The following is a 21,792-nucleotide window of genomic DNA, read 5'->3' as shown; positions in this document are numbered from 1 at the left end:
GCGCCACCGCGTCACGACCGGCGCGTCACGACCGGCCCGGTCGAGGACCGCACCACCAGCTCCGTGGCCAGCTCGACGCGCCCGACCGCGGGTTCCCGACCCTCGATCAGGTCCCCCAGCAACCACCCCGCGCGCCGCCCCATCTCAGCGAGCGGCTGGCGGACGGTGCTCAGCGCCGGCGAGGAGCGCCCGGCCGCGGGCAGGTCGTCGAACCCGATGACGCTCAGGTCGCCGGGCACCGACAGCCCCGCCGCGCGGGCCGCGTCGATCACCCCGAGCGCCTGTTCGTCGTTGGCCGCGAAGACGGCCGTGGGCCGCCGGGGCGAGGCCAGCAGTTCGCGCGCCTCCCGGTGACCGCCCTCGCGGGTGAAGTCGGCGTGGCACACCAGCGCGGCGTCCGGTCCCGCCCCGGCGCGGGCCAGGGCGGCGCGGAACCCGTCGAGGCGGGCGGTGCCGCACAGCACGTCGCGCGGGCCGCCGACGACGCCGACGCGCCGGTGACCGAGCGACAGCAGGTGCTCGGCGGCCGTCGCGCCGCCCTCCCGGTTGGCGGCGGCGACGCTCGGCAGCGCGGGGTCCGCGACGTCGACGGGGTCGATGAGCACCACCGGCATCCGGGCGCGGGCGAACACGTGCCGCTCGGCGGGGTCGAGCGGGCACAGCACCAGCAGCACGCCGGCCCGGCGCGCCTCGACCAGGCCGGTGACCGGCGACGGGCCGCGGCCGTCCAGCGAGGACATCACCACGTCCAGCCCGGAGTCCACCACGCCGCGCATGAGCTCCATGGCCCAGGAGCTGTTCAGCGCGGGCAGGACGAGTTCCACCAGCGGCGCCGACCCGGCTTCACGCGGGCGCCACCCGGTCGACGGGCCGACGTGGCACCGGCGGTGGGCGACCCCGGCCACCGCGGCGGACCGAACCCCTGCCGTGGTCGCGACGCTGGCCATCGTCAGTCGGCACATGGCAGCGATAGTATCGATCCGAGCGCGAAAGACAATCACCATTGTGAACAGCCACAACGTTCCACAGGGCTGAATCGATGCATCCCATTGCGGGCCACCAAGGTGAAGCTGACCGGTCAACGGTCGAGAATAGTTTCGCAACATTTCGACAGCGATGACCCGATCGGGCCGAATTCCCGGGTGGAGGTGAGGCCCGGTCCCCAGCGGGTACGCCACCCGCTGATCCCCCACCACGCCGAACCGGGAGAGCCGATGTCAGACCTGAAGACCGCGGTCGTCTACTACTCCGCCACCGGCAGCGTCCACGCCATGGCCCAGGCCGCCGCCGAGGCCGCCGAGGACGCCGGCTCCGAGGTGCGGCTGCGGAAGGTGCGGGAGCTGGCCCCGGAGGAGGCCATCGCGAGCAACCAGGGCTGGGCGAGCCACGCCAAGCAGACCCAGGACCTCCCGGAGGCGACCCTCGACGACCTGGAGTGGGCCGACCTGCTGATCTTCGGCGCGCCCACCCGGTTCGGCATGCCCGCCGCGCAGCTGAAGCAGTTCCTGGACACCACGGGCCCGCTGTGGGGCGCGGGCAAGCTGGTGAACAAGGTGGCGACCTCGTTCACCTCGGCGGCCACCGCGCACGGCGGCCAGGAGACCACGATCACCGCGCTCAACAACACCTTCTACCACTGGGGCTGCGTCATCGTCCCGCCCGGCTACGCCGACCCGATCCAGTTCCAGGCGGGCAACCCCTACGGCGCCAGCCACGTGTCCAACAACGGCCAGGTCCCGCCCGGCCAGGTGGAGCTGGACGCGATCTCGTTCCAGGCGCGCCGCGCGGTGGGGATCGCCCGCGCGCTGAAGGTGGGCCTGGCGTCGGCGTAGCCGCAGCCGGAACGGGCCGCTGACGGCGTCCAGGGCCCGTTCCGGCTGCTCAACCACCCACCCGCGGCTCAACCGCCCAGCAACGCGGACCGCACGGCGTGGTAGGCGGGCTTCTCCTCACCCCGGCCGTCGAACAGCAGCGGTGTGCCCGAGGCCCGCCACGAGTCGGTGTCGCGGATGCCCCACACGGTGATGCCGGCGCACCGCGGCACCGCGAGGCAGTCCCGGACGACCCGGCGGTAGCCGTCGGCCTGGGCCTGCCCGGAGCCCTCGACGTCCAGTTCGGTGATCTGCACGTCCACGCCCAGGTCGGCGAAGTTGCGCAACGTGGTCCGGAAGTCGGCGGGCACCGGGTTGCCGCTGCCGAAGTGCGACTGGAGGCCGACGCAGTCGATGGGCACGCCGCGCGCCCTGAAGTCCTGGACCATCCGGTGCACGGCCTGGGTCTTCGCGTGCGCCCAGCTCTCGGTGTTGTAGTCGTTGTAGCAGAGCTTCGCGCCCGGGTCGGCGGCCCGCGCGGTCCGGAACGCCGCCTCGATCCAGTCGTCCCCGGTGCGCTGGAAGGAGGAGTCGCGCCGCCGGCCCGAGGTCCCGTCGGCGAACGCCTCGTTCACCACGTCCCACGAGTGGACCCTGCCCCGGTAGTGGGTCACGACCCCGGTGACGTGGTTCAGCATCGCCTGGCGCAGCGCGGCGCCGCTCAGGCCCTGCAACCACCCCGGCAGGCCCGCGTGCCACAGCAGGGTGTGCCCGCGGACCCGCGCGCCGCGCGCCAGGGCGTGGTCCACGATGCGGTCGGCGTTGGTGAAGTGGAACTCGCCCTGCCTGGGCTCGGTCGCGTCGAGCTTCATCTCGTTCTCGGGCGTCACCACGTCGAACTCGCGGTTCAGGATGCCCGCGTACACGGGGTCGGCCAGCTTGTTCGCGGCCACGGCGGTGCCGAACCAGCGACCGGTCAGGTTCGCCGCGGCGGCCAGGGTCGTGCCGGTGCGGGCCGCGGCCGCCACCGCGTCCGCGTCCGGCAACGGCGCGGCGGACGGCGCGGGGCCGGTGGCGAGCAGGAGGCCGGCGGCCACCACGGGCACGACGGCGAGGGACAGGGCGGTTCGGGAGGATCGGCGCACTCGACGGGTCCTTTCCGGACGCGGGGCGCGGCGCCGGCACGGACCGGGAACGGGACCTGGCCCCGGTGCGGGTTCGCGCGATGGGCACGATCGTCAGCCGGGGTCCTCGACCGGGTCAAGGGTTGTCGAGAGCTTGCGCAAGGTCGCGCCACGACCGGGCGGCCCGGGGAGTCGGCCCCGGGCCGGGTCCGCGTGGTCAGGAGCGCTCGTGCGGCGTCTTCTCCCCCGCCTCGACCGCGAACGGCAGCCGGTTGCCCTCGGGCGGCAGCGGGCAGGTGGCGTGGTCGGTGAAGGCGCACGGCAGGTTCACCGCGCGGTTGAGGTCCAGCACCACCGTGCCGTCCGCCGCGGGCGGCGGCACGGCCAGCGACCGGTTCGCCGCGTAGGTGGTCACCCCGCTGGTGGCGTCGGTGAACAGGATGCTCAGCCCGCCGTCCCTGCCGTTGAACGCGGTCAGCGCGTGCTCCGCCCCGCCGTGCCCGAAGCGCACGACCCCGGGCGCGGCGTAGACGTGGCTCAACCCCGGCACCACCGCGCCGACGGTCGTGGGCCTCGGCTCGTCGAAGGGCTCGTACACGCCGGTGAGCACCCACTCCGGCCGCGGCTCGTAGGCCGGCACCCCGCGGAAACCCCTCAGCACCGGAGCCTCCGGGTCGTGCACCCGGATCAGGTAACCGCCCCGGCGGGCCACCTCGATCTCCACGCCGCCGGCCGTCACCCGGGTGCCCGACCCGCTCTGGACCAGCTCGAACCGCAGCGGCGCGGTGACCGGCCCGCCGTCGTGGAAGACGCCCCCGGCCCCCCGCGGGTCGAAGTGCGCCGCCTCCTCGTCCTGCCACCACGCGCCGGGTAGCCCGGGGTAGGCGCGGGGCGCGTCCTCCAGCCAGTCCAGCGAGACCAGCGCCAGCCAGCCGTACGGGTCGGCGAGGTCCCGCTCCCGGTCCTCCTTCCACGCCCGCCAGTCCGCGACGAACCGGTCCACGTCCACCTGGCCGCCCACCACACCGATGTCCATGTCCGGGCCAACGGGGTGCCGCCGGTCCTCATTCCGCGTCCCGCGATGTGGGAACCACGGGTTCCCCGCCCGGGTCGGTGGGGCCGGGACCACCCGCCAGCCGGCCCGGCCCCACCGACCCGGGCGCCGCACCGCGCGGGATCAGCGGACCTCGGTCAGTCGCCCTTCACGTTGACCACCTGCCGCAGGGTGTGGCGCACCTCCACCAGGTCCTCGGCGTCCCGCATCACCACGTCGATGTCCTTGTACGCGGCCGGGATCTCGTCGATGAACGCGTCCGTGTCCCGGTACTCGATGCCCTCCATCGCCTTGCGCAGGTCGGCCCGGCTGAACGTCCGCCGCGCCCTCGACCGCGAGTACTCGCGACCCGCGCCGTGGGGCGAGGAGTTGAGCGAGACCGGGTTGCCCTTGCCCACCACGACGTAGGACGCGGTGCCCATCGAGCCGGGGATGAGGCCGGGACGGCCCCGCTCGGCGTTGATGGCGCCCTTGCGGGACAACCACACGTCCTTGCCGAAGTGCTTCTCCTGCTCGGTGTAGTTGTGGTGGCAATTTAAAACTTCCAGCCGCCGCACCTCCTGGCCGATCCAGTCGGACAGGCGGTCGACCACCCGGTCCATCATCTCCTCGCGGTTGAGCCAGGCGAACTCCTGGGCCCAGCGCATCTCCCGGATGTAGCGCCAGAACTGCTCCTCGCCCTCGACGAGGTAGGCCAGGTCCGGGTCGGGCAGGTCGATCCAGCGCCGCTCGCACTGCTGCCGGGCGATGGCGATGTGCCTCTGCGCGATCTTGTTGCCGACGCCGCGGGAGCCGGAGTGCAGGAACAGCCACACCTGGTCGGTCTCGTCGACGGTCACCTCGATGAAGTGGTTGCCGCTGCCCAGGGTGCCGAGCTGGAGCTGCCAGTTGCCCGCGTACGAGGCGGGGTCGAAGCCGGCCCCCTCCGCGCTGCGGGTGAGCGCCTCGACGCGCTCGCGGGCGGTGTCGGTGAGCGAGTTGTTGTACTTGCCCGCGGAGAGCGGCACGGCCTTCTCGATGGCCTGGCGGAGCGGCGCGAGGGGGCGGGAGCGGAGGTCTTCCCGGGTGAACTGGGTGCGCACGGCGATCATCCCGCAGCCGATGTCCACGCCGACGGCGGCGGGGATGATCGCGCCCAGGGTCGGGATGACGCTGCCGACGGTGGCGCCCTTCCCCAGGTGGGCGTCGGGCATGAGGGCCACGTGCGGGTGGATGAACGGCATGCGCGAGGTCTTCTCGGCCTGCTCGCGGGTGCCGGGGTCGAGGATGGACGCCCAGTTCACCAGGCGCTTGTTGATGTGCTCCACGGTTCTCCTCTGCTCGTGGAGGAAGTTATGCGGCGGCGGGCGGTGCCGCGACCGATATTCCCCCGGCGATCCCCGACCGCTCGGCGCGTCCGGTCAGGCCGGGCGCGGGTCGACGTGGACCTTGGGGCCGGGGCCGGCCCCGGCGGGTCGCCGCCCGGCGAGCACCGCGCCGACCTGGTCGAGGCCGACGGTGGCGGCGACGAGCGGCCTCGGGTCGACCGCGCCGGTGGCGTAGGCGTCGATGGTGGCGGCCAGTCCCGGCGAGGCGGACAGGACGCCGACCGCGGTGACGTCCTTGAGCGCCAGGGTGCGGGTGTCGACGCTGCTCGGGGCGCCCGCCAGCCCGATGTAGACGAGGCGGCCGGCGGGTTCGACGACGTCGAGGGCCAGGGCGGGCAGGTGCCGGGCGTTCGAGGCGTCCACGACCGCGTCGAACGGCAGGTCCGGGAGGTCGTGCTCGGTCCAGGTGTGGGCGAAGCCGAGGGAGCGGGCGAACGCGAGGGAGTCCGGGGTGACGCCCATGAGGTGGACCTCGGCCCCGGCGGCGCGCAGGAACATCGCGACCAGCAGGCCGATGGTGCCCGGTCCGAGGACCAGGGCCCGGTCGCCGGGTCCGGCGGCCGCGGCGCGGGCCGCGCGCAGGGCGTTGCCGCCCGGTTCCACCAGCGCGCCGAGCACGGGGTCCACGGCGTCGGGCAGGGCGTGCAGCGACGAGGCGGGCACGGCCAGCCGCTCCGCGAGCGCGCCGGGGCGGCCGTCGCGGATGCCGACCTCCTGCCGCCGCTCGCACACGTGCCGGTGCCCGCGCCGGCAGCGGCGGCAGGAGCCGTCGCCGATCATGGTGTCGCCCATGACGCGCCGGCCGAGCCAGGCGGGGTCCACGCCGTCGCCGAGCGCGGACACGCGGCCCGCCCACTCGTGCCCCGGCCGCAGCGGGTAGGAGGAGTGCCCCTCGTGCAGGTAGGCCATCTCTCCGGTGAAGAACTCGACGTCCGTGCCGCAGACGCCGACCCGCTCGACGTCCACGACCACCTCGCCGGGCACGGCGACCGGGACCGGGACGTCCCGGACCTCGAACTCGCCCGGTCCGGTGAGCACGAAGGCGCGCATGGCGCCCGTCGCGGCGCGGGCGCGTCCTGCCCGCCGGTCGGGTGCTGTCGCGGCGTCGGGCATGTGCGTACCTTCGGGGTTGTCGGGCATCCGGATCACCGTACCCAGTGCACAGGAGGCGGTCGGGGATGGAGCTGCGCAGCGCGCGGTGGTACGCGGGTCGGGACCGCGACGCCTACATCCACCGGGCGTGGATGCGGCGGGGCGCGCCGGGTGACGCCTTCGACCGGCCGCAGGTCGCGATCGCCAACACCGCCTCGGACCTCACGCCGTGCAACTCGCACCTGACCGAGGTCGCCCGGTCGGTGCGGACCGGCGTCCACGAGGCGGGCGGGGTCGCGCTGGAGCTGCCGGTCGTGTCGCTGGGCGAGACCCAGGTGCGGCCGACCGCGATGCTGTGGCGCAACCTGGCCGCGATGGCCGCCGAGGAGCTGCTGCGGGCCAACCCGGTCGACGGGGTGGTGCTGCTGGGCGGCTGCGACAAGACCATCCCGGCGCTGCTCATGGCCGCCGCGTCGGTCGACCTGCCCGCCGTGGTGGTGCCCGGCGGGCCGATGCTGACCGGCACGTTCCGGGGCGTGCCGCTGGGGTGCGGCACCGACGTGTGGCGGCTGTCGGAGGAGGTCCGGGCGGGGACGCTGTCGGCCGAGCAGTTCACCCGGTCGGAGTCCGCGATGATCCGCAGCCGGGGCCACTGCAACACCATGGGCACCGCCTCCACCATGGCGCTGGTCGCCGAGGCGCTGGGCGTGGTCGTGCCCGGGGTGGCCGGCACGCCCGCGCCGGACAGCCGCCTGCTGGAGGCCGCCCACGAGACCGGACGGCTGGCGGTGTCCCTGATCGCCGCCGACCGGCGGCCGAGCTCCTTCCTGACCGCCGGGTCGTTCCGCAACGCGATCGTGGCGCTGGCCGCGATCGGCGGGTCGACCAACGCCGTGGTGCACCTGCTGGCCATCGCCGGGCGGCTCGGGATCGAGCTGACCATCGACGACTTCGACCGCGTCGGCTCGCGCGTGCCGGTGCTGGTGGACCTGCTGCCCGCCGGGCGGTTCCTGATGGAGGACCTGCACCGCGCCGGCGGTCTGCTCGCCGTGCTGCGGGAGGTGCGGGACCTGCTCGACCCGGACGCGCTGACCGTGACGGGCAGGCCCCTGGTCGACTACCTGGACGACGCCCCGACCTGGGACCCGGAGGTGATCCGCCCCCGCGCCGCGCCGCTGGTGGCGGAGGGCGGCATCGCGATGCTGCGCGGCAACCTGGCGCCCCGGGGCGCGCTGATCAAGCCCGCCGCCGCGTCGCCGGGCCTGCTGCGCCACCGGGGCCGCGCGGTCGTGTTCGACTCCGTCGAGGACTTCCGGGCCCGCGTGGACGACCCTGACCTGGACGTGGACGCCGACTCGGTGCTGGTGCTGCGCGGCTGCGGGCCCCGGGGCTACCCCGGGATGCCGGAGGTGGCCAACATGCCGCTGCCCCGGAAGCTCCTGGAACAGGGGGTGCGCGACATGGTCCGGGTGTGCGACGGCCGGATGAGCGGCACCGCCTACGGCACCGTGGTCCTGCACGTCACCCCCGAGGCGGCCGCCGGGGGTCCGCTGGCGCTGGTGCGGACCGGCGACGTCGTCGTCCTGGACGTGGCCGCCCGCCGCATCGACGTCGAGGTGTCCGACGCGGAGCTGGCCCGGCGCACGCCCGACGCGGCCGCGGTCGCCGGGTTCGCCGACCCCCGGCGCGGCTGGGAGCGCCTCTACGTCGACCACGTCCTCCAGGCCGACACGGGGGCCGACCTGGACTTCCTGCTCGGCTCCAGCGGCTCGGTGGTCGGCCGCGAGTCGCACTGACGGTGCCGGAACCACGGCGCCGGGGTCCGGGGTGCGGGGTGCCGGGGTGCCGGGTCCGGGGTGCCGGGTCCGGGGTGGCACCGGGTTCTCGCCGCGGTGGTCCCGCCGAACCACCCCCCGAACCACCCGCCGGTCAGGGCGCGGGCACCGAGACGAAGCCCTCCCGGACCAGCCAGTCGCGCGCGACCACGGCCGGGTCGCGGCCGTCCACGTCGACCTCGGCGTTGAGCTCGCGGATCGTGTCGTTGTCGAGTTTCGCGACGATGGGCGCGAGCACCTCCCGCACCGTCGGGTGGGCCCGGTCGAACTCGTCGCGCAGCACCACCGCGGCGTTGTACTGCGGGAAGAACCTCTTGTCGTCCTCCAGCACCACGAGGTCCAGCGCCAGGATGCGCCCGTCGGTGGTGAACACCTCGCCGAAGTTGCACAGCCCGTCGGCGGTGGCGGTGTAGATGGTGCCGGTGCCGAAGGTCTTGACCTGCGCCGAACCCGGGTCGAACCCGTAGGCGCGGGCCACACCGGGGAACCCGTCGTTGCGGCTGACGAACTCGGTCTCCAGGCAGAAGACGCCCTGGGCCGGGTCGCGGCGGATCAGCTCCGCCATGTCCGAGGTGGTCCGCAGGCCGTGGGTCTCGGCGAAGGGCCGGGTGACGGCGAAGGCGTAGGTGTTGTTCACCGCCGAGTAGTCGAGCCAGGCGAGGCCGTTGCGGGCCAGGTCGGCGTCGCGGACGGCCTCGTACTGCTCCTGCTCCCCCGGGATCGGCTCGGTGTTGCCCAGGTAGCTGATCCACCCGGTGCCGGTGTAGTCCCACGACAGGTCGATGTCGCCGGTGATCAGCGCCTGGCGCGAGCTGTTGGAGCCCTGGATGTTGGTCATGTCCCGCACGTCCGCGCCGGCCGCCACCAGCGCGACCTCGGCGAGGTAGCCCAGGACCTGGTTCTCGGTGAAGTCCTTGGAGCCCACCGCGACGTCCACCCCGGCCAGCTCGGGCACCGGCCGGATCGAGCCGGGCCCGACCTCGAACGGCAGCGCGAACGACGACTCCAGCCCGCAGCCGGACGCGAGCAGGCCGGTGGCGGCGAGCGCCAGCGCCGCCAGCCGCCGGGCCGTCGGTCCCCCGCTCATCGCAGCCCCTTCGGTCCGAGGTGGGTCTCGGCGACCGCGCCGAGCCAGTCCACCAGCAGCGCCAGGCCCACGGCGAGCACGGCGCCGGTGATCAGCACGGTGACCCGGGCGAGCTTGTATCCGGTGTCGATCAGCAGCCCCAGCCCGCCGCCGTTGACGAACACCGCGAGGGTCGCCACGCCGACCGCGTGCACCAGGGCGGTGCGCAGCCCGGCCAGGATCAGCGGCACGGCCAGGGGCAGTTCGATGCGGCGCAGCACGGTGGCGGCGGACATGCCGATGCCGCGCCCGGCGTCGACCAGCGCCGGGTCGACGCCCTGCAACCCGACCACGGTGTTCCGCAGCACCGGCAGCAGCGTGTAGAAGGCGATCGGCAGCACCGCCGCCCACAGCCCGTCCAGGCCGGACACCAGGAAGAACAGCACCAGGATGCCGATCGCCGGTGACGCCTGGCCGATCGTGGCGATGCCCAGGAACACGGGCGCGGCGCGGCGGGCCCACCGGCGGGTCAGCACCACGCCCAGGGGGACGGCCACCACGAGGACCAGCGCGGTCACCGCGAAGCTGATCACCAGGTGGTCCCAGGTGGCCGACGTCAGCGCCGGGGCGTTGATGCTCTGCCGCTCGATCGAGTCGAGGTCCCGGGAGAACGCCCAGGCCAGCACCCCGCCGACCAGCACCAGCACGGCGATCGGCTGGATCAGCAGCCGCAGCCGGTCGGCGCGGCGGACCTGTGCCGCGGTCGTCACGTGCCCACCTCCGCGTGGTCCTCGCGCAGCTTGCGGACCGTGCCGATGACCGCGTCCATCTCGACCACGCCCACGTACTCGCCGCGCGCTCCGGTCACGACGGCCGCGCCGCCCTCGGTGAGGATGGCCTCCAGGGCGTCCTGGAGCGTCGACTGGAGCGACACCGAGTCGCCGACCGGGCGCGGCTGCCGCGGGTCGCGGGCGTGCACCCAGCTCACCGGCCGGTCGCGGGCGTCCAGCAGCAGCGCGTACTGGTGACCCGACCCGGCCAGCCTGCGGCCGACCTCGGCGGGTTCGTCGCCCACCGACGCGGTCACGGCCTGGCTGAGCTCGACCTCGCGCACCCGGCGCAGCCGCAGCTGCTTGAGCGAGGCCCCGGCGCCCACGAACCCGGCGACCGTGTCGTCCGCGGGGTTGGCCAGGATCGCCTCGGGCGTGTCGTACTGGAGGACGTGGGACTGCTTGCCGAGCACCGCGATCCGGTCGCCGATCTTGACCGCCTCGTCGAAGTCGTGCGTGACGAACACGATGGTCTTGCGCAGCTCCGCCTGCAACCGCATCAGCTCGTCCTGGAGGTTGCCGCGCGTGATCGGGTCGACCGCGCCGAACGGCTCGTCCATCAGCAGCACCGGCGGGTCGGCGGCCAGCGCCCTGGCCACGCCCACGCGCTGCTGCTGGCCGCCGGACAGCTGCCGGGGGTAGCGGTCGCGGTAGTCGGCCGGGTCCAGCCCGACCAGGTCCAGCATCTCGTCCACCCGTTCGGCCACCCTGGTCCTGCCCCAGCCCAGCAGGCCCGGCACCGTGCCGACGTTCTGCGCGACCGTGAGGTGCGGGAACAGCCCGGCCTGCTGGATGGCGTACCCGATGCCGCGGCGCAGCTCGTCGGGGTCGAGCGACAGGGTGTCCCGGCCGTCGATGGTGATCCGGCCCGAGGTGGGCTCGATCAGCCGGTTGATCATCCGCATGGTGGTGGTCTTGCCGCAGCCGGAGGGGCCGACGAACACCACGATCTCCCCGGCCGGCACGGTCAGGCTGACCGAGTCGACGGCGGGTTCCGACGCGCCGCCGTACCGCTTGGTCACGTCGACGAGCTCGATCTCACTGGCCACGGATCCCCCTGGAGGTGGTGAAACGGCCGATCAGCGCGAAGACGCCGTCCAGGACCAGCGCGAGGACCACGATGCCGAGGGTGCCGGCGATGGCCTGGTTGGTCGCGTTCGCGCTGCCGGCCCTGGTCAGCCCGGCGAAGATCTCCACGCCCAGCCCGGGACCGCGCACGTAGGCGGCGATGGCCGCGATGCCCATCAGCATCTGGGCGGAGATGCGGGTGCCGGTCAGGATGGCGGGCCAGGCGAGCCGCAGCTCGATCCTGGTGAGGGTGCCCAGCCGGGTCATGCCGATGCCCCGGGCCGCGTCCCGCACGGCGCCGTCGACACCGGACAGTCCCACGATCGTGTTGCGCACGATCGGCAGCAGCCCGTAGAGCACCAGGGCGACCACGGTCGGCTCCACGCCCAGCCCCAGCACCGGGATGAGCAGGCCGAGCAGGGCGAACGAGGGGATGGTGAGGATCGCGCTGGTCAGCGCGGTGGCGATGGTCGAGCCCACGGGGCTGCGGTACACCGCGACGCCGACCCCCACGCCGATGACCGCGGCCAGCACCGTGCACTGCACCACGGCGCTGACGTGCAGCAGGGCCTCCACCAGCAGGCGGTTCCACCGGTCGGCCACGAACTCCCAGAAACTCACGGCGACCCCCCACCGGACCCGCCCACCTGTTCGGGTGGGCGCCGGACGGGTACCCGTGGCGATCTTGAGGCGAACATCGCTCCCATCATCCGGGACATCATCCCGGATCAACCTGACGATCGCCTGACGATCGGGGGTCCGCGCGGGTCGTCGGGGCGCGTCTCGTGTGGACGGGTGGTCGATCCACAGTGCACGGAGCGTGACCCCGCCGGGGCGGCGACACAGCGGATGACGTGGTGGTGGAACGGGTCCGGCCCGGGGGGTGGGCACCCCCCGGGCCGGACCGCGGACCGACGTGGTTAGTGGACCTTCACCTCCGTCAGCGCGGTCCTGAAGCCCGACGCGTGGGTGAGCAGCACGCGCAGCCGCTGGGTGGTGACCGGGGTGAAGGTGACCCGGTTGTAGTTGGCGCGGGCCGCGGCCGGTTGTCTGACCTGCGACGGCACCGCGACCCAGGCGCTGCCGTCCCAGCGCTGGACGGTGTAGGAGGCGGGCGCGCGGTAGCGGTTGGCCGCCCGGTCGTCGCGGAAGTACAGGCGCACCTCCCCCACCGCGCGGGACTGGCGGAGGTCCAGTTCGTACCAGTCCTGGGCGTTGGGCGAGCCCGCCGTGCCCCACAGCGGTTCGTTGGTCGGCAGGTCGTCGACCGCCGCCGCGGTGGAGGTGCCCGACGCGGTGTAGGAGGCGGACACGGCGGCGCCGCGGGCGAGGTTGGGGGCGGTCGAGGTCAGGTTCACGCCGGCCTTGGCGAAGACGTCGACCACGCGCGCTCCGGTGTGGACCACGTCCTGGGGCGCGCGCAACCCGGCGAACGGCGTGCTGAAGCGGACGGTGCCGCTGCCGGACGGGAACGTCACGGCGCCGGTGGTCGGGTCGTAGAGCACGCGGGTCAGCCGGTCGACGGTGAACGCGCGGGTGCCGTTGAGGTAGACCGAGTAGCCCTCCGGCACGCCCTGGTAGCGGGTGACGCCGTCGGCGGGGTCGTCCCAGACGACGCTGAGGTCCAGGCCGCGGTAGCGCAGGTTGTTCACCGCGAAGTGGGACCAGCCGATGTCGATGGGCGACAGCTCCACCCGGGTGTCGGTGCGCGGGCGCAGGCCGGCCACGTCCTCGACGAGGGTCCAGTTGGAGCTGCCGAGGATGTTGTGGTGGATCCAGGAGCGGTAGTCGATGGTGCGGCCGGAGGGGTTCCAGTTGGCCCAGAACTCGTTGGCGTCGGGCCACTGGGTGTTGCCGCCGACGTACTGGGCCCAGGTGTTCCAGTACAGCAGTTTCTTGTAGTCCTCGGCGGTCGTCCACTGGTTGGGGTAGTTGCGCAGCACGGAGGAGTAGAAGCGGAACTGGACGGTGGAGTTGATGGTGGAGAAGTTGTTCGACCCGGGGTGCCCGGCCGCCGCCGCGACGGCCTTGTCGCGCTGGTTGGCGGTGTAGAACGGGAACACCGGGTACTCGGCGGGATCGGCGAACAGGCGCAGCGCCTGCTTGTACTGGTCGGTGTCGGGCATCAGGCCGACCGAGTACGGGTAGTAGTTGTTGATCTCCTTCCACGGCACGTGGGTGTTGGTGGAGACGTGCTTGTGCTCCAGCAGCTGCCGGGACGGGTTCCACAGGGTGTTGATCACGCCGGTGCGGACGCGGTCGGCCAGGGCCTGCATCTCGTTGGCCTTGGCGGTGTTCCCGACCAGGGCGTACGCCTGCCGCGCGGCCGTCGCGCCGCTCCAGACGTAGGCGGTTTCGGCGCGGTCGAGGTTGCCGGGTCGCCAGTCGAAGGAGACGGCGTCGGCGTCGTTGCCGGTCATCGCGCCCCAGTCGTACTCGATGACGCCGTTGTCGTTGGTGTCGTAGGTGGCCAGTTGACCCTTGGCGTCGCCCTCGGCGTAGCGGGCGAGGTTGCCGGCGATGGCGGGCTGGCCGCCGTGGACCTGGTAGGCGCGCCAGGCGGCCTCGGAGATGTACTGGGTGTAGGAGTTGGACCAGTTCTCCGGGTCGCCGGGGTTGTCCACGAACCGGCCGCCCTTCGACGACTGGCCCGCCGACAGCCACGGCCCGTAGGAGTACACCGGGTCGCGCAGGTACTTGAGGTCGTCGATGTGCATCGGCTGGGTGAGGGCGATGGCGTTGTTGTAGCCGGTCACGCCCTCGATGGAGACGGGGAACTGGAAGTCCTGGCCGGGGATGTCGACGTCGAGGTGGTTGAACCGCATCAGCCACCAGCGGTAGTAGATGTTCTTCTTGATCGCCGGGTCGGGCACGTCGAGGTAGGGGACGTTGTCGGCCCACCAGCGGTTGTGGTCGCGCACGTGGGTGGCGAACGCGTCGGCCGCCGTGCGGGCGCGGTAGGCGTTGTACTCGGTCAGCGACTCGGGGATCTCGTCGGTGACGAACCCCATGACCACCTTGGTGGTGAGCGACTGGCCGGCGGCGAGGGTGATCGACCGGTCGAGGCCGCCGTTCGCGGGCGTGAACCCGTCACCGGCCAGCCGGGGCCGGATGGTGGTGAGGTTGTTCTTCACCTGCCGCTGCCCGGTCAGCTCGGTACCGGTGGCGGTGGTGGCGTAGGGCGAGGTGACGCGCAGGGGCAGCGTGGTGGCCGCCGAGCCGGTGTTGGTGACGGTCAGGTTGGTGACGGCGACGTTGTTGTGGGTGATGAACTTCGCGACGTCCACCCGCACGCCGGTCCGGGTGTAGACGCCCTTCCAGTGGCTGGGCGCCTGCCACCGGTTGGCGACCTGCTCGGTGAGCGCGCCCGAGCCCACGGTGATGGCGTAGGCGTTCTGGCTGCTGATGTTGTCCCAGTACGCGGCGTTGCCGCCGAACCCGAGCACGCCCGGGTTGTGGGTGTACATGAACAGGCCCCGTCCCCGGGTCATCAGCCACGGGCCGGCCGGGTCGTTGCCGGGGCGGGCCAGCAGCCGGTCCACCCAGAAGTCGGTGCCGCCGGCCTCGGCGTCGTAGATGGCGCGCATGGTGCTGCCCGTGCTGTAGCCGACCGGCGGGGCGGGGATCGCCGGGCCGGAGAAGGTCGGGTAGCCGATGGTCTGCGCGGCCACCGCCTGTTCGGCGGGGACGAGCAGCGCGCCGAGCAGGGTGAGGACCGCCAGCCGGCGGGTCACGCGGCGAACGCTTGCCATTCCAGCACCCCCGTCGAGGAGTCGGGCTTCGAGGTGATCGACAACCGCAGCCGCGTGGTGCTCACGGCGGTGAACGTGGTGGTGTTGACGGTGTCGCCCGCGACGCCGCACGCCGACTGGCCGGGCACCGGCGCGTAGGCGCTGCCGGTCCAGTACTGCACCTGGCAGGAGGCGGGCAGGTCGATGCCCTGGCCGTCGTCGAACCAGTAGGTGGACACGCGGTCGACCGATCTCGCGGTGGGCCAGGTGTACTCGACCCACTGCGTGCCCCGCTCCGGCCAGTTGCCGTAGGCGAGGTTCGAGCGGTCCGCCGAGTTCGCGGGCGTGCCGCCGTTGTTGAGCGCGGCCAGCGACTCCCACGCCGAGACGTGCGAGGTGGACGCGGTCGCCGACGGGGCCAGGTTGCCGCCGCCCCCGCCGCCCGGGTTGGGCGGCGGCCCGGTGGTGGTCTGCACGACCTTGCGCATCGTGCCGTCGGCGTTGAAGTGCAGCAGGTCCACGGCCACCGAACGGCGGAAGTTGCCGCCGCCGGGCGCGTTGGCGTTGTGGTAGACGATGTACCACTGCCCGTTGAACTGCACCACACCCGCGTGGTTGGTGGTCGAGGAGACCTGGTCGAGCACCACGCCGCGGTGCGTCCACGGGCCCATGGGGTTGGTGGCGGTGGCGTAGCGCTGGCAGGCGTAGCTGGAGGAGGTGACGCAGCCGTTGGTGTCGTTGGCGGCGTACACCATGTAGTACAGGCCGTTGCGCTTGAACATCCAGGGCGCTTCCCAGAAGTTCGCCAGACCGGTGGGCGTGACCACCGGGCCGTCCAGCTCGATCATGTTGGGCTTGAGCTTGGCGGCGCGTGCGCCCCAGTAGCCGCCCCAGTACAGGTAGGACTGGCCGTCGTCGTCGGTGAACACGGTCGGGTCGATGTTGAGCCCGGACGAGTTCGGGGTGCTGTCGCTGATCAGCGGCCCGCCCTTGGCGTCGCGGAACGGCCCCAGCGGGCTGTCGCCCACCGCGACGCCGATGTCCATCCACCCCGCGCCGTTGCCGTTGACCGAGGTGTACCAGTAGTACCTGCCGTCGCGCGGCTCGACCTCGCTCGCCCAGGCGTCCGCGCCCGCCCACGGGAACGTGGCGACGTTCGCGCGGGCGCCGTGGTCGGTCCAGGTCGCGGCGTCGGTCGAGGACAGCACGCGCCACTCGCGCATCTGGAAGTTGGTGCCGCCGGACGGCGCCTCGTCGCGTCCGGCGTAGACGTACATCGTGTTCCCGACGACCAGCGGGGCCGGGTCGGCGGTGTAGTAGGAGGTGACGATCGGGTTCGCGGCGAGCGCGGGCGGCGCCAGGGCGGCGACGAGCACCAGGGCGGCGAACGGGCCGAACGCCCGCTTGCGGTTGGGCATGGTGGGCTCCATGGGGGTCGCGTGGGGGTCAGACGCGCCAGTAGACGGTGTAGCGCTGCCGGTGCGTGCGGTGGAACGGCGCCAGCCGGACCTGGCCGGTGGAGGCCGTCGCCGTGTACTCCAGCGGGGTGGAGGTCGGCCGCAGCGTGTCGGGGCGCAGCACCGGCAGCGAGGTCAGGTCGGTCGTGCCGTAACCGCCGGCCAGCACGATCGGGCCGTGCTTGACGACCTGCACCGCCGGGTCGTCCGGGGCGCTCTCCCTGGTCAGCGCCATGGGCAGGGACAGGTCCACCACGTCGCCGCTCGCCCAGGTCCGGTCCAGCCGCGCGTAGCCGCCCGGGGTGACCGGGACGTCCGCGCCGTTGAGCCGCAGCCGCGCGCCCGCCGCCCAGGACGGGACCCTCAGGCGCAGGTCGATCGCGCCGGAGCCGGTGACGGTGAGGCGGGTGCTCGGGGTGTCCGGGAAGCCGGTGTCCTGGCGCACGGTGATGCCCCGTCCCGGCCAGGTCAGCACGGACGGGATGAACAGGGTCACCCACAGCGTGGTGCCGGAGTGGAAGTAGGTGCTGTCGCCGTGCTTGGTGTTGGTCTCCATCCCGGTGCCGTGGCAGCAGGTGAAGTTCTGGTAGTCGTTGCTGTAGGTGCGCTGCCCGCCGGGCCGCAGCGGCACGTAGTAGCTGTGGTGGCCGTGCGCCGAGTCCGGGTCCTGCGCGCCGAGCAGGTGGTTGTAGAGGGCTTTCTCGTAGAAGTCGAACAGCTCGGGCCGGCCCGGGGTGGTCCGGAACAGCTGCCGGGTCAGCTTGAGCGTGTTGTAGGTGTTGCAGCACTCGCAGGTGTGGTCGGACAGCTCGGAGGCGATCCGGTTCGGCGCCCGGAAGTACTCGCCGTTGGAGTTGCCGCCGATGGCGTAGGTGTGCGTGCCCACCACGAGGTCCCAGAAGGTGCGGGCGATGTCGCGGTACCGGGTCTCGCCGGTGGCGTGGTACTCGCGCAGCGCGCCGAGCGCCTTGGGGATCTGGGTGTTGGCGTGGTAGCCGGCCAGGGCGTCCCGACCGGCGGCGAGCGGGTCGAACACCTCGGCGTGGTCGAAGTACCGGGCGGCGGTGAGGTGCGCCGGGTCGCCGGTGAGCTGGTGCAGGTTGGCCAGCACCTCGTTCATGCCGCCGAACTCGGTGTCGAGCATGTCCTGGCGCTGGGCCTGGGTGAGCCTGCCGTTGCGCCACCCGACCCAGCCGGCCAGGCGGGTCAGCACGGTCAGCGCCTGGGCGTTGCCGGTGAGCAGGTGCGCGTCCAGCAGGCCGGCCAGGATCTTGTGCAGGGTGTAGTAGGGCGCCCAGACCTGCCGGCGCGCCTCCACCCGGTCGATGAAGCTCTCCGGGAACGCCGACAGGTAGCCGGTGGTGAACCCGGCGGTCCGGGCCCGGTCCTGGCACACGGCCAGCTGCGCGACCAGGTGGTCCGACTTCGCCTTGAAGTCGGCGCCGCCGGTGCTCGCGTACGCCTGGGCGAGCGCGGTGAGCACGTGCCCGGTGGAGTGGCCGCGCAGCTCCGTGGTGGGGGATTCCCAGCCGCCGCAGGGGGCGGCGGAGGACGGCAGGCCGACGTTGAGCCGGAAGGTGTGCAGCAGCCGGTCCGGGTCGAGGAACCTCAGGTAGGCGTGGGTGCGGGCGGTGTTGCGCTGGAACGGGCCGGCCAGCAGCGCCACCGCGGACAGCGGGAACGGGTCGGCGGACGTGCCGATGTCGGGCCGGGCCGCCGGCTGGACCGGGGCGGTGGTCACGGCGGTGGTCGCGGTGGCCTGGCCGGGCGGGGTGGTGGCGGGCAGGGCGGTCGCGGCGAGCGCCGCTCCCGCGCGCAGCACGGCGCGCCGGGGTGGTTGGTGCGGGGACATGCGCGTCACCTCTCGTGACGGGTGCGGGGGTGGCCGGCGCCCCGCCGACGCGGGGTGGGGCGGGGCGCCGACCCGGGATCAGCGGCCGTACCGGCTCTTGAGGTGCCGCCACCAGTCGCGGAACATCCACGCGTCGAACTCGGTGATGTTCGGGGCGCTGCCGGCCTTCATGATGAAGCCGGACACGCCGCTGGGTGTCCAGTCGTAGAAGTCGTCCAGGCCGAACGTGTGGCCGATCTCGTGCAGCAGGATCGTCACGTCGTTGCTGTTGAGGCTGTTGACGAAGTACTCGCTGCCCACGCGCTGGCCCCAGTCGCCGCCCGCGCCGCCGCCCATGCCGGCGGTCAGCCACAGCGACTGGTCGTAGTGCCGGGCCACGCCGCCGGGGCAGTTGCGGTAGACGCCGTCGCGGACGAAGAACCGGCCGCACGGCTCGGCGCACTGCGGCGCGTTCTCGCGGATGTTGTTGACGTAGATGTCGACGGAGTTGTCCGACCACTGGAGCTGGGCGCGGTCGCGGACGGCCCACCCGACGACCTTGACCGGCACCGTGGCGTAGGGCCAGTTGTTGTGGCCCACCACCAGGTCCACCCACTTCTTGTACTGCTCGGCCAACTTGGCGTGGATGCGGTCGCGCAACGACGCCGACACCGGGGCCGGGGAGTCCCAGCGGACGCAGAAGTTCAGGTAGCCGCCGTTGGCGAACACCTGGTCCCAGCCGTAGTTGCGGAAGCCGTAGAGGTTGCCGTAGGTGCTCTCCTGGTGCGACCACACCTGGTTCAGGGGGGTGACCAGGCTCGACGGCGGGCTCCAGCCGGGCGGGTTGGCGGCGGGCGCGATGTCCGCCGAGGCCGGTTGCACGACCCCGCCGACGGCCACCGCGCCGAGCAGGACGGCCAGGACTGTTCTCTTCCAGGATCGCGGCACTGCGATCCTCCTTCCGGGTTGTCGGTGGCGGCGGATCAGTCCTGGGGCGCTCCCGGGGTGGGGTCGCGGTCGGGTCGGGGCGCGGTCGGGTCGGGGCGGGGCGGGTCGCGGTCGGGGCGCGGTCGGGTCGGGGCGGGGCGGGTCGCGGGCGGGGCGGGTCGCGGTCGGGGGCGGGTCAGTCGGTGGGCAGCCAGACGCGCATGGTGGACGGGCCGCCGCGGGCCCAGCGGTGGTAGGGCACCAGCGCCAGCGGCGCGCGCGGTCCGGTCGCGGCGGGCGGGGGCGGGCCGTAGGGCCACGGCGCGTCGGCGGGGGCGTGGAAGCGGGCGTCGACCAGCACGCCACCGGGGCCGTCGGCGGGCGGGGTGGTCGGGTCGACCCGCAGCGCGTCCAGGTCGTGCCCGGCGCTCTCCGCGCAGTACACGACCGGGCCGCGCTCCACCGCGACGCAGCCGCGCACCGCGTCCACGCGGGGGTCGGGGTGGGTGAAGCGCGGCGTCACCGGCAGCTCCAGCCGGATCTCCTCGCCGGGCCGGAACCTCCGGTGCACCACCACGTCGCCCACGGGCGCCGGGTGGCGGCCGTAGCTGGTGTGCAGCACCGCCCCGGTCGCCCAGGGCGGCACGCGCAGCGTGACCGACCACGGCTCGTCGTCGGTCTTGACCACCCGCACGGTGACCACGCCGTCGTCGGGGTAGGCGGTGCGGACCCGCAGGCCGACCTCGCGGCCGTCGGCCAGGCGGGTGTCGATGTCGGTGTCGGCGTACTGGTGCAGCCGCACGCCCGTGTCGTCCACGGTGGCGGTGTAGCAGGCCAGGGAGGCGAGCAGGCGGGCCACGTTGGGCAGGCAGCACGACACCTCGAACCACGGCGCGCGCGGTCCGCCGCCGAACCCGAGCTGCTCCTCGTCGGCGGGCACGACGGCCGTGGGCGTGCGCTGGTGCAGGGTGTGGGCGTAGAAGAAGGACCGGCCGTCGTCCGCGACCGCGGTGGCCACGACGTTGTAGAGGATGCGCTCGACCACGTCGTCGTAGCGCCCGTCCCCGGTGGCCAGCAGCAGCCGCCAGGCGAGCATGATCGCGGCGACCCCGGCGCAGGTCTCGGAGTAGGCCCGGTCGGCGGGCAGCTGGAAGTCGTCGCCGAACGCCTCGTCGGTGTGCCGCGACCCCATGCCCCCGGTCAGGTAGGTGCGGCGGGCCAGGGTCCGGTCGAACTGGGCGGCGACCGCGCGCAGCAGGTCGTCGTCACCGGTCTCCACCGCCACGTCGACCGCGCCGCACGCCAGGTACAGCGCCCGGACCGCGTGGCCGCGCAGCACGGTGGCCTCGCGGATCGGGACGTCGTCGCCGAAGTAGGACCAGCCGAACCGGTGGCGGGGCAGGCTGCGCCGACCGCGGCGCTCGACGAACAGGGCCGCCTGGTCCAGGTAGCGGCGCTCCCCCGTGGTGCGGGCCAGCTCGACCAGCGCCACCTCGATCTCCGGGTGGCCGCACACGTCCTGCCTGCCGTCCGGGCCGAACTCGGCGCACACGTGGTCGGCCACGCGGCGGGCGACCTCCAGCAGCCGGTCGGGACCGGCGGTGCGGGCACGCGCCACGGCGGCCTGGAGGAGGTGGCCCGCGCAGTAGAGTTCGTGGCCCCACGTCATGTCGCTGTAGCGCGCCGGCCGGCCGGGACCGCCGAACGCCGTGCCGAGGTAGCCGTCGGGGGCCTGCGCCGACGCGATCGCCCCGGTCACCTCCGCGATCGCGGCCTCCAGCGCCGGGTCGGGCGACCGGCCCGCCTCCCAGGCCATCGCCTCCAGCAGCTTGTAGACCTCGGAGTCGGAGAACTCGCGGCCGAGCCGGTCCGGCGAGCTGACGCCGGAGGTGAGGTTGCCGGTCCAGCCGAGCCGGTCCTGCCAGGCGCGGGCGTGCGGCAGGGTGGAGGAGGCGTTCACGCCCTGCCGCACGGCCCAGAAGCCGCCGGTGACGCGGACCTCGTGGAGGCCCAGCGGCCGCAGGGCGCCCCGGGCGGGTACTACGGGACGACCCCCGACAGCGGTGGTGTCCGGTGACGTGAGGGTCATCCCAGCCTCCCGCGGTGGCGGCGGACCGGGTCGGTCGGCCGCACCTCCAGCACTCTGGCAGTCGAAAAGGTTTTCGGCAACGGTGGGGTTCTGCTGGTGCGGGTTCTTCGGGGGTGCTCATGATCTGCGGATATTGTTGAAACGTCATTCGACAAACTGTCGAAATGGTTTCGACGGATGGGGGCATGGTGGCCTGTGGGGAGGGTTGACGACGTGGACGAACCGGGTGGTGTGCCGATCCCCACCGGGGGGAGGCGGGAGAACGGCGGGTGGGGGCGAGCAGGGTGGCAGGGCAGGGCGGCAGCTGGCAGGACGGGGCGGCCGAGCGGGGCGCAGCGGGGCTCGGGGCGGCGGGGTGCAGCGCGGCGGGTGGGGCCGCGCGGGGTGGGGCAGGGCGGGGCAGGGCGCAGCGGGGCAGGGCGGCAGGATGCGGCGCGGGGAGCGGGGCAGTCGAGCGGGCGCGGGGCAGAGCGCGGCGCGGCGGGCAGAGCGCGGCGCGGCGGGCAGAGC

Annotated in this window: 16 protein-coding genes; 2 read left to right on the top strand and 14 right to left on the bottom strand. The window is 73.4% G+C overall.

Annotated features, from left to right (window positions below; genetic code table 11):
- Positions 1–11 precede the first annotated feature (11 nt).
- Positions 12–962 carry a substrate-binding domain-containing protein gene (locus tag ACFP3R_RS25290; RefSeq protein WP_380638969.1) on the bottom strand — a complete coding sequence of 317 codons (951 nt, stop codon included), beginning with the start codon at positions 960–962 and terminating at the stop codon, positions 12–14.
- Between the two features lie 252 nt (positions 963–1,214).
- Between ACFP3R_RS25290 and wrbA the strand changes: the two genes are divergently transcribed.
- Entirely contained in the window at positions 1,215–1,832 is a 618-nt protein-coding gene (gene wrbA / locus ACFP3R_RS25285) for an NAD(P)H:quinone oxidoreductase (RefSeq protein ID WP_380638967.1), read from the top strand.
- A 68-nt stretch (positions 1,833–1,900) separates the two neighbouring features.
- Here the strand turns inward: wrbA and ACFP3R_RS25280 are convergent, their stop codons facing one another.
- The 4 genes from ACFP3R_RS25280 to ACFP3R_RS25265 form a co-directional block, all read right to left on the bottom strand.
- Positions 1,901–2,956, bottom strand: a complete 1,056-nt coding sequence (locus ACFP3R_RS25280) for a glycoside hydrolase family 10 protein (protein WP_380638965.1) — start codon at positions 2,954–2,956, stop codon at positions 1,901–1,903.
- A 196-nt stretch (positions 2,957–3,152) separates the two neighbouring features.
- Positions 3,153–3,971, bottom strand: a complete 819-nt coding sequence (locus ACFP3R_RS25275) for a DUF1684 domain-containing protein (RefSeq protein WP_380638963.1) — start codon at positions 3,969–3,971, stop codon at positions 3,153–3,155.
- 155 nt (positions 3,972–4,126) lie between these two features.
- On the bottom strand, positions 4,127–5,296 hold the full coding sequence (locus ACFP3R_RS25270) for an RtcB family protein (protein WP_380638961.1): 1,170 nt from the start codon (positions 5,294–5,296) through the stop codon (positions 4,127–4,129).
- A 93-nt stretch (positions 5,297–5,389) separates the two neighbouring features.
- Positions 5,390–6,406 (bottom strand): zinc-dependent alcohol dehydrogenase, encoded by a 1,017-nt coding sequence (locus ACFP3R_RS25265; RefSeq protein WP_380639094.1) that lies wholly within the window; start codon positions 6,404–6,406, stop codon positions 5,390–5,392.
- Between the two features lie 128 nt (positions 6,407–6,534).
- Between ACFP3R_RS25265 and ACFP3R_RS25260 the strand changes: the two genes are divergently transcribed.
- Positions 6,535–8,244, top strand: coding sequence for a dihydroxy-acid dehydratase (locus tag ACFP3R_RS25260; RefSeq protein WP_380638959.1), 1,710 nt, complete (start codon positions 6,535–6,537; stop codon positions 8,242–8,244).
- Positions 8,245–8,377: 133 nt separating this feature from the next.
- Here the strand turns inward: ACFP3R_RS25260 and ACFP3R_RS25255 are convergent, their stop codons facing one another.
- The 9 genes from ACFP3R_RS25255 to ACFP3R_RS25215 form a co-directional block, all read right to left on the bottom strand.
- Positions 8,378–9,370 (bottom strand): glycine betaine ABC transporter substrate-binding protein, encoded by a 993-nt coding sequence (locus ACFP3R_RS25255; RefSeq protein ID WP_380638957.1) that lies wholly within the window; start codon positions 9,368–9,370, stop codon positions 8,378–8,380.
- A complete protein-coding gene (locus ACFP3R_RS25250) occupies positions 9,367–10,119 on the bottom strand; it encodes an ABC transporter permease (protein ID WP_380638956.1) in 753 nt (250 codons plus the stop codon). The genes ACFP3R_RS25255 and ACFP3R_RS25250 overlap by 4 nt, the downstream gene beginning before the upstream one ends.
- Positions 10,116–11,228: an ABC transporter ATP-binding protein gene (locus ACFP3R_RS25245; protein ID WP_380638955.1), complete on the bottom strand. Its 1,113-nt coding sequence runs from the start codon at positions 11,226–11,228 to the stop codon at positions 10,116–10,118. Before ACFP3R_RS25245 ends, ACFP3R_RS25250 begins: the two co-directional genes overlap by 4 nt.
- On the bottom strand, positions 11,218–11,868 hold the full coding sequence (locus ACFP3R_RS25240; protein ID WP_380638954.1) for an ABC transporter permease: 651 nt from the start codon (positions 11,866–11,868) through the stop codon (positions 11,218–11,220). Before ACFP3R_RS25240 ends, ACFP3R_RS25245 begins: the two co-directional genes overlap by 11 nt.
- Before the next feature lie 299 nt (positions 11,869–12,167).
- Positions 12,168–14,999 (bottom strand): discoidin domain-containing protein, encoded by a 2,832-nt coding sequence (locus tag ACFP3R_RS25235; protein WP_380638953.1) that lies wholly within the window; start codon positions 14,997–14,999, stop codon positions 12,168–12,170.
- A complete protein-coding gene (locus tag ACFP3R_RS25230; protein WP_380638952.1) occupies positions 14,978–16,396 on the bottom strand; it encodes a glycoside hydrolase family 43 protein in 1,419 nt (472 codons plus the stop codon). The genes ACFP3R_RS25235 and ACFP3R_RS25230 overlap by 22 nt, the downstream gene beginning before the upstream one ends.
- Before the next feature lie 28 nt (positions 16,397–16,424).
- Positions 16,425–18,287, bottom strand: a complete 1,863-nt coding sequence (locus ACFP3R_RS25225) for a glycoside hydrolase family 127 protein (protein WP_380638950.1) — start codon at positions 18,285–18,287, stop codon at positions 16,425–16,427.
- 78 nt (positions 18,288–18,365) lie between these two features.
- Positions 18,366–19,214, bottom strand: a complete 849-nt coding sequence (locus ACFP3R_RS25220) for a hypothetical protein (protein ID WP_380638948.1) — start codon at positions 19,212–19,214, stop codon at positions 18,366–18,368.
- 175 nt (positions 19,215–19,389) lie between these two features.
- Positions 19,390–21,282: a glycoside hydrolase family 127 protein gene (locus tag ACFP3R_RS25215; RefSeq protein WP_380638946.1), complete on the bottom strand. Its 1,893-nt coding sequence runs from the start codon at positions 21,280–21,282 to the stop codon at positions 19,390–19,392.
- Between the last annotated feature and the right edge of the window lie 510 nt (positions 21,283–21,792).

This window comes from Saccharothrix lopnurensis, assembly GCF_042658445.1.
Classification (GTDB): domain Bacteria; phylum Actinomycetota; class Actinomycetes; order Mycobacteriales; family Pseudonocardiaceae; genus Actinosynnema; species Actinosynnema lopnurensis.
This window is presented reverse-complemented; position numbering and strand designations above follow the sequence as displayed.

What these genes read in the sequence shown, in the direction of transcription:
- ACFP3R_RS25290 (WP_380638969.1), bottom strand. Translation starts at nt 962, where the DNA reads ATGTGCCGACTGACGATGGCCAGCGTCGCGACCACGGCAGGGGTTCGG.
- wrbA (WP_380638967.1), top strand. Translation starts at nt 1,215, where the DNA reads ATGTCAGACCTGAAGACCGCGGTCGTCTACTACTCCGCCACCGGCAGC.
- ACFP3R_RS25275 (WP_380638963.1), bottom strand. Translation starts at nt 3,971, where the DNA reads ATGGACATCGGTGTGGTGGGCGGCCAGGTGGACGTGGACCGGTTCGTC.
- ACFP3R_RS25265 (WP_380639094.1), bottom strand. Translation starts at nt 6,406, where the DNA reads ATGCGCGCCTTCGTGCTCACCGGACCGGGCGAGTTCGAGGTCCGGGAC.
- ACFP3R_RS25260 (WP_380638959.1), top strand. Translation starts at nt 6,535, where the DNA reads ATGGAGCTGCGCAGCGCGCGGTGGTACGCGGGTCGGGACCGCGACGCC.
- ACFP3R_RS25255 (WP_380638957.1), bottom strand. Translation starts at nt 9,370, where the DNA reads ATGAGCGGGGGACCGACGGCCCGGCGGCTGGCGGCGCTGGCGCTCGCC.
- ACFP3R_RS25235 (WP_380638953.1), bottom strand. Translation starts at nt 14,999, where the DNA reads ATGGCAAGCGTTCGCCGCGTGACCCGCCGGCTGGCGGTCCTCACCCTG.
- ACFP3R_RS25230 (WP_380638952.1), bottom strand. Translation starts at nt 16,396, where the DNA reads ATGCCCAACCGCAAGCGGGCGTTCGGCCCGTTCGCCGCCCTGGTGCTC.
- ACFP3R_RS25225 (WP_380638950.1), bottom strand. Translation starts at nt 18,287, where the DNA reads ATGTCCCCGCACCAACCACCCCGGCGCGCCGTGCTGCGCGCGGGAGCG.
- ACFP3R_RS25215 (WP_380638946.1), bottom strand. Translation starts at nt 21,282, where the DNA reads ATGACCCTCACGTCACCGGACACCACCGCTGTCGGGGGTCGTCCCGTA.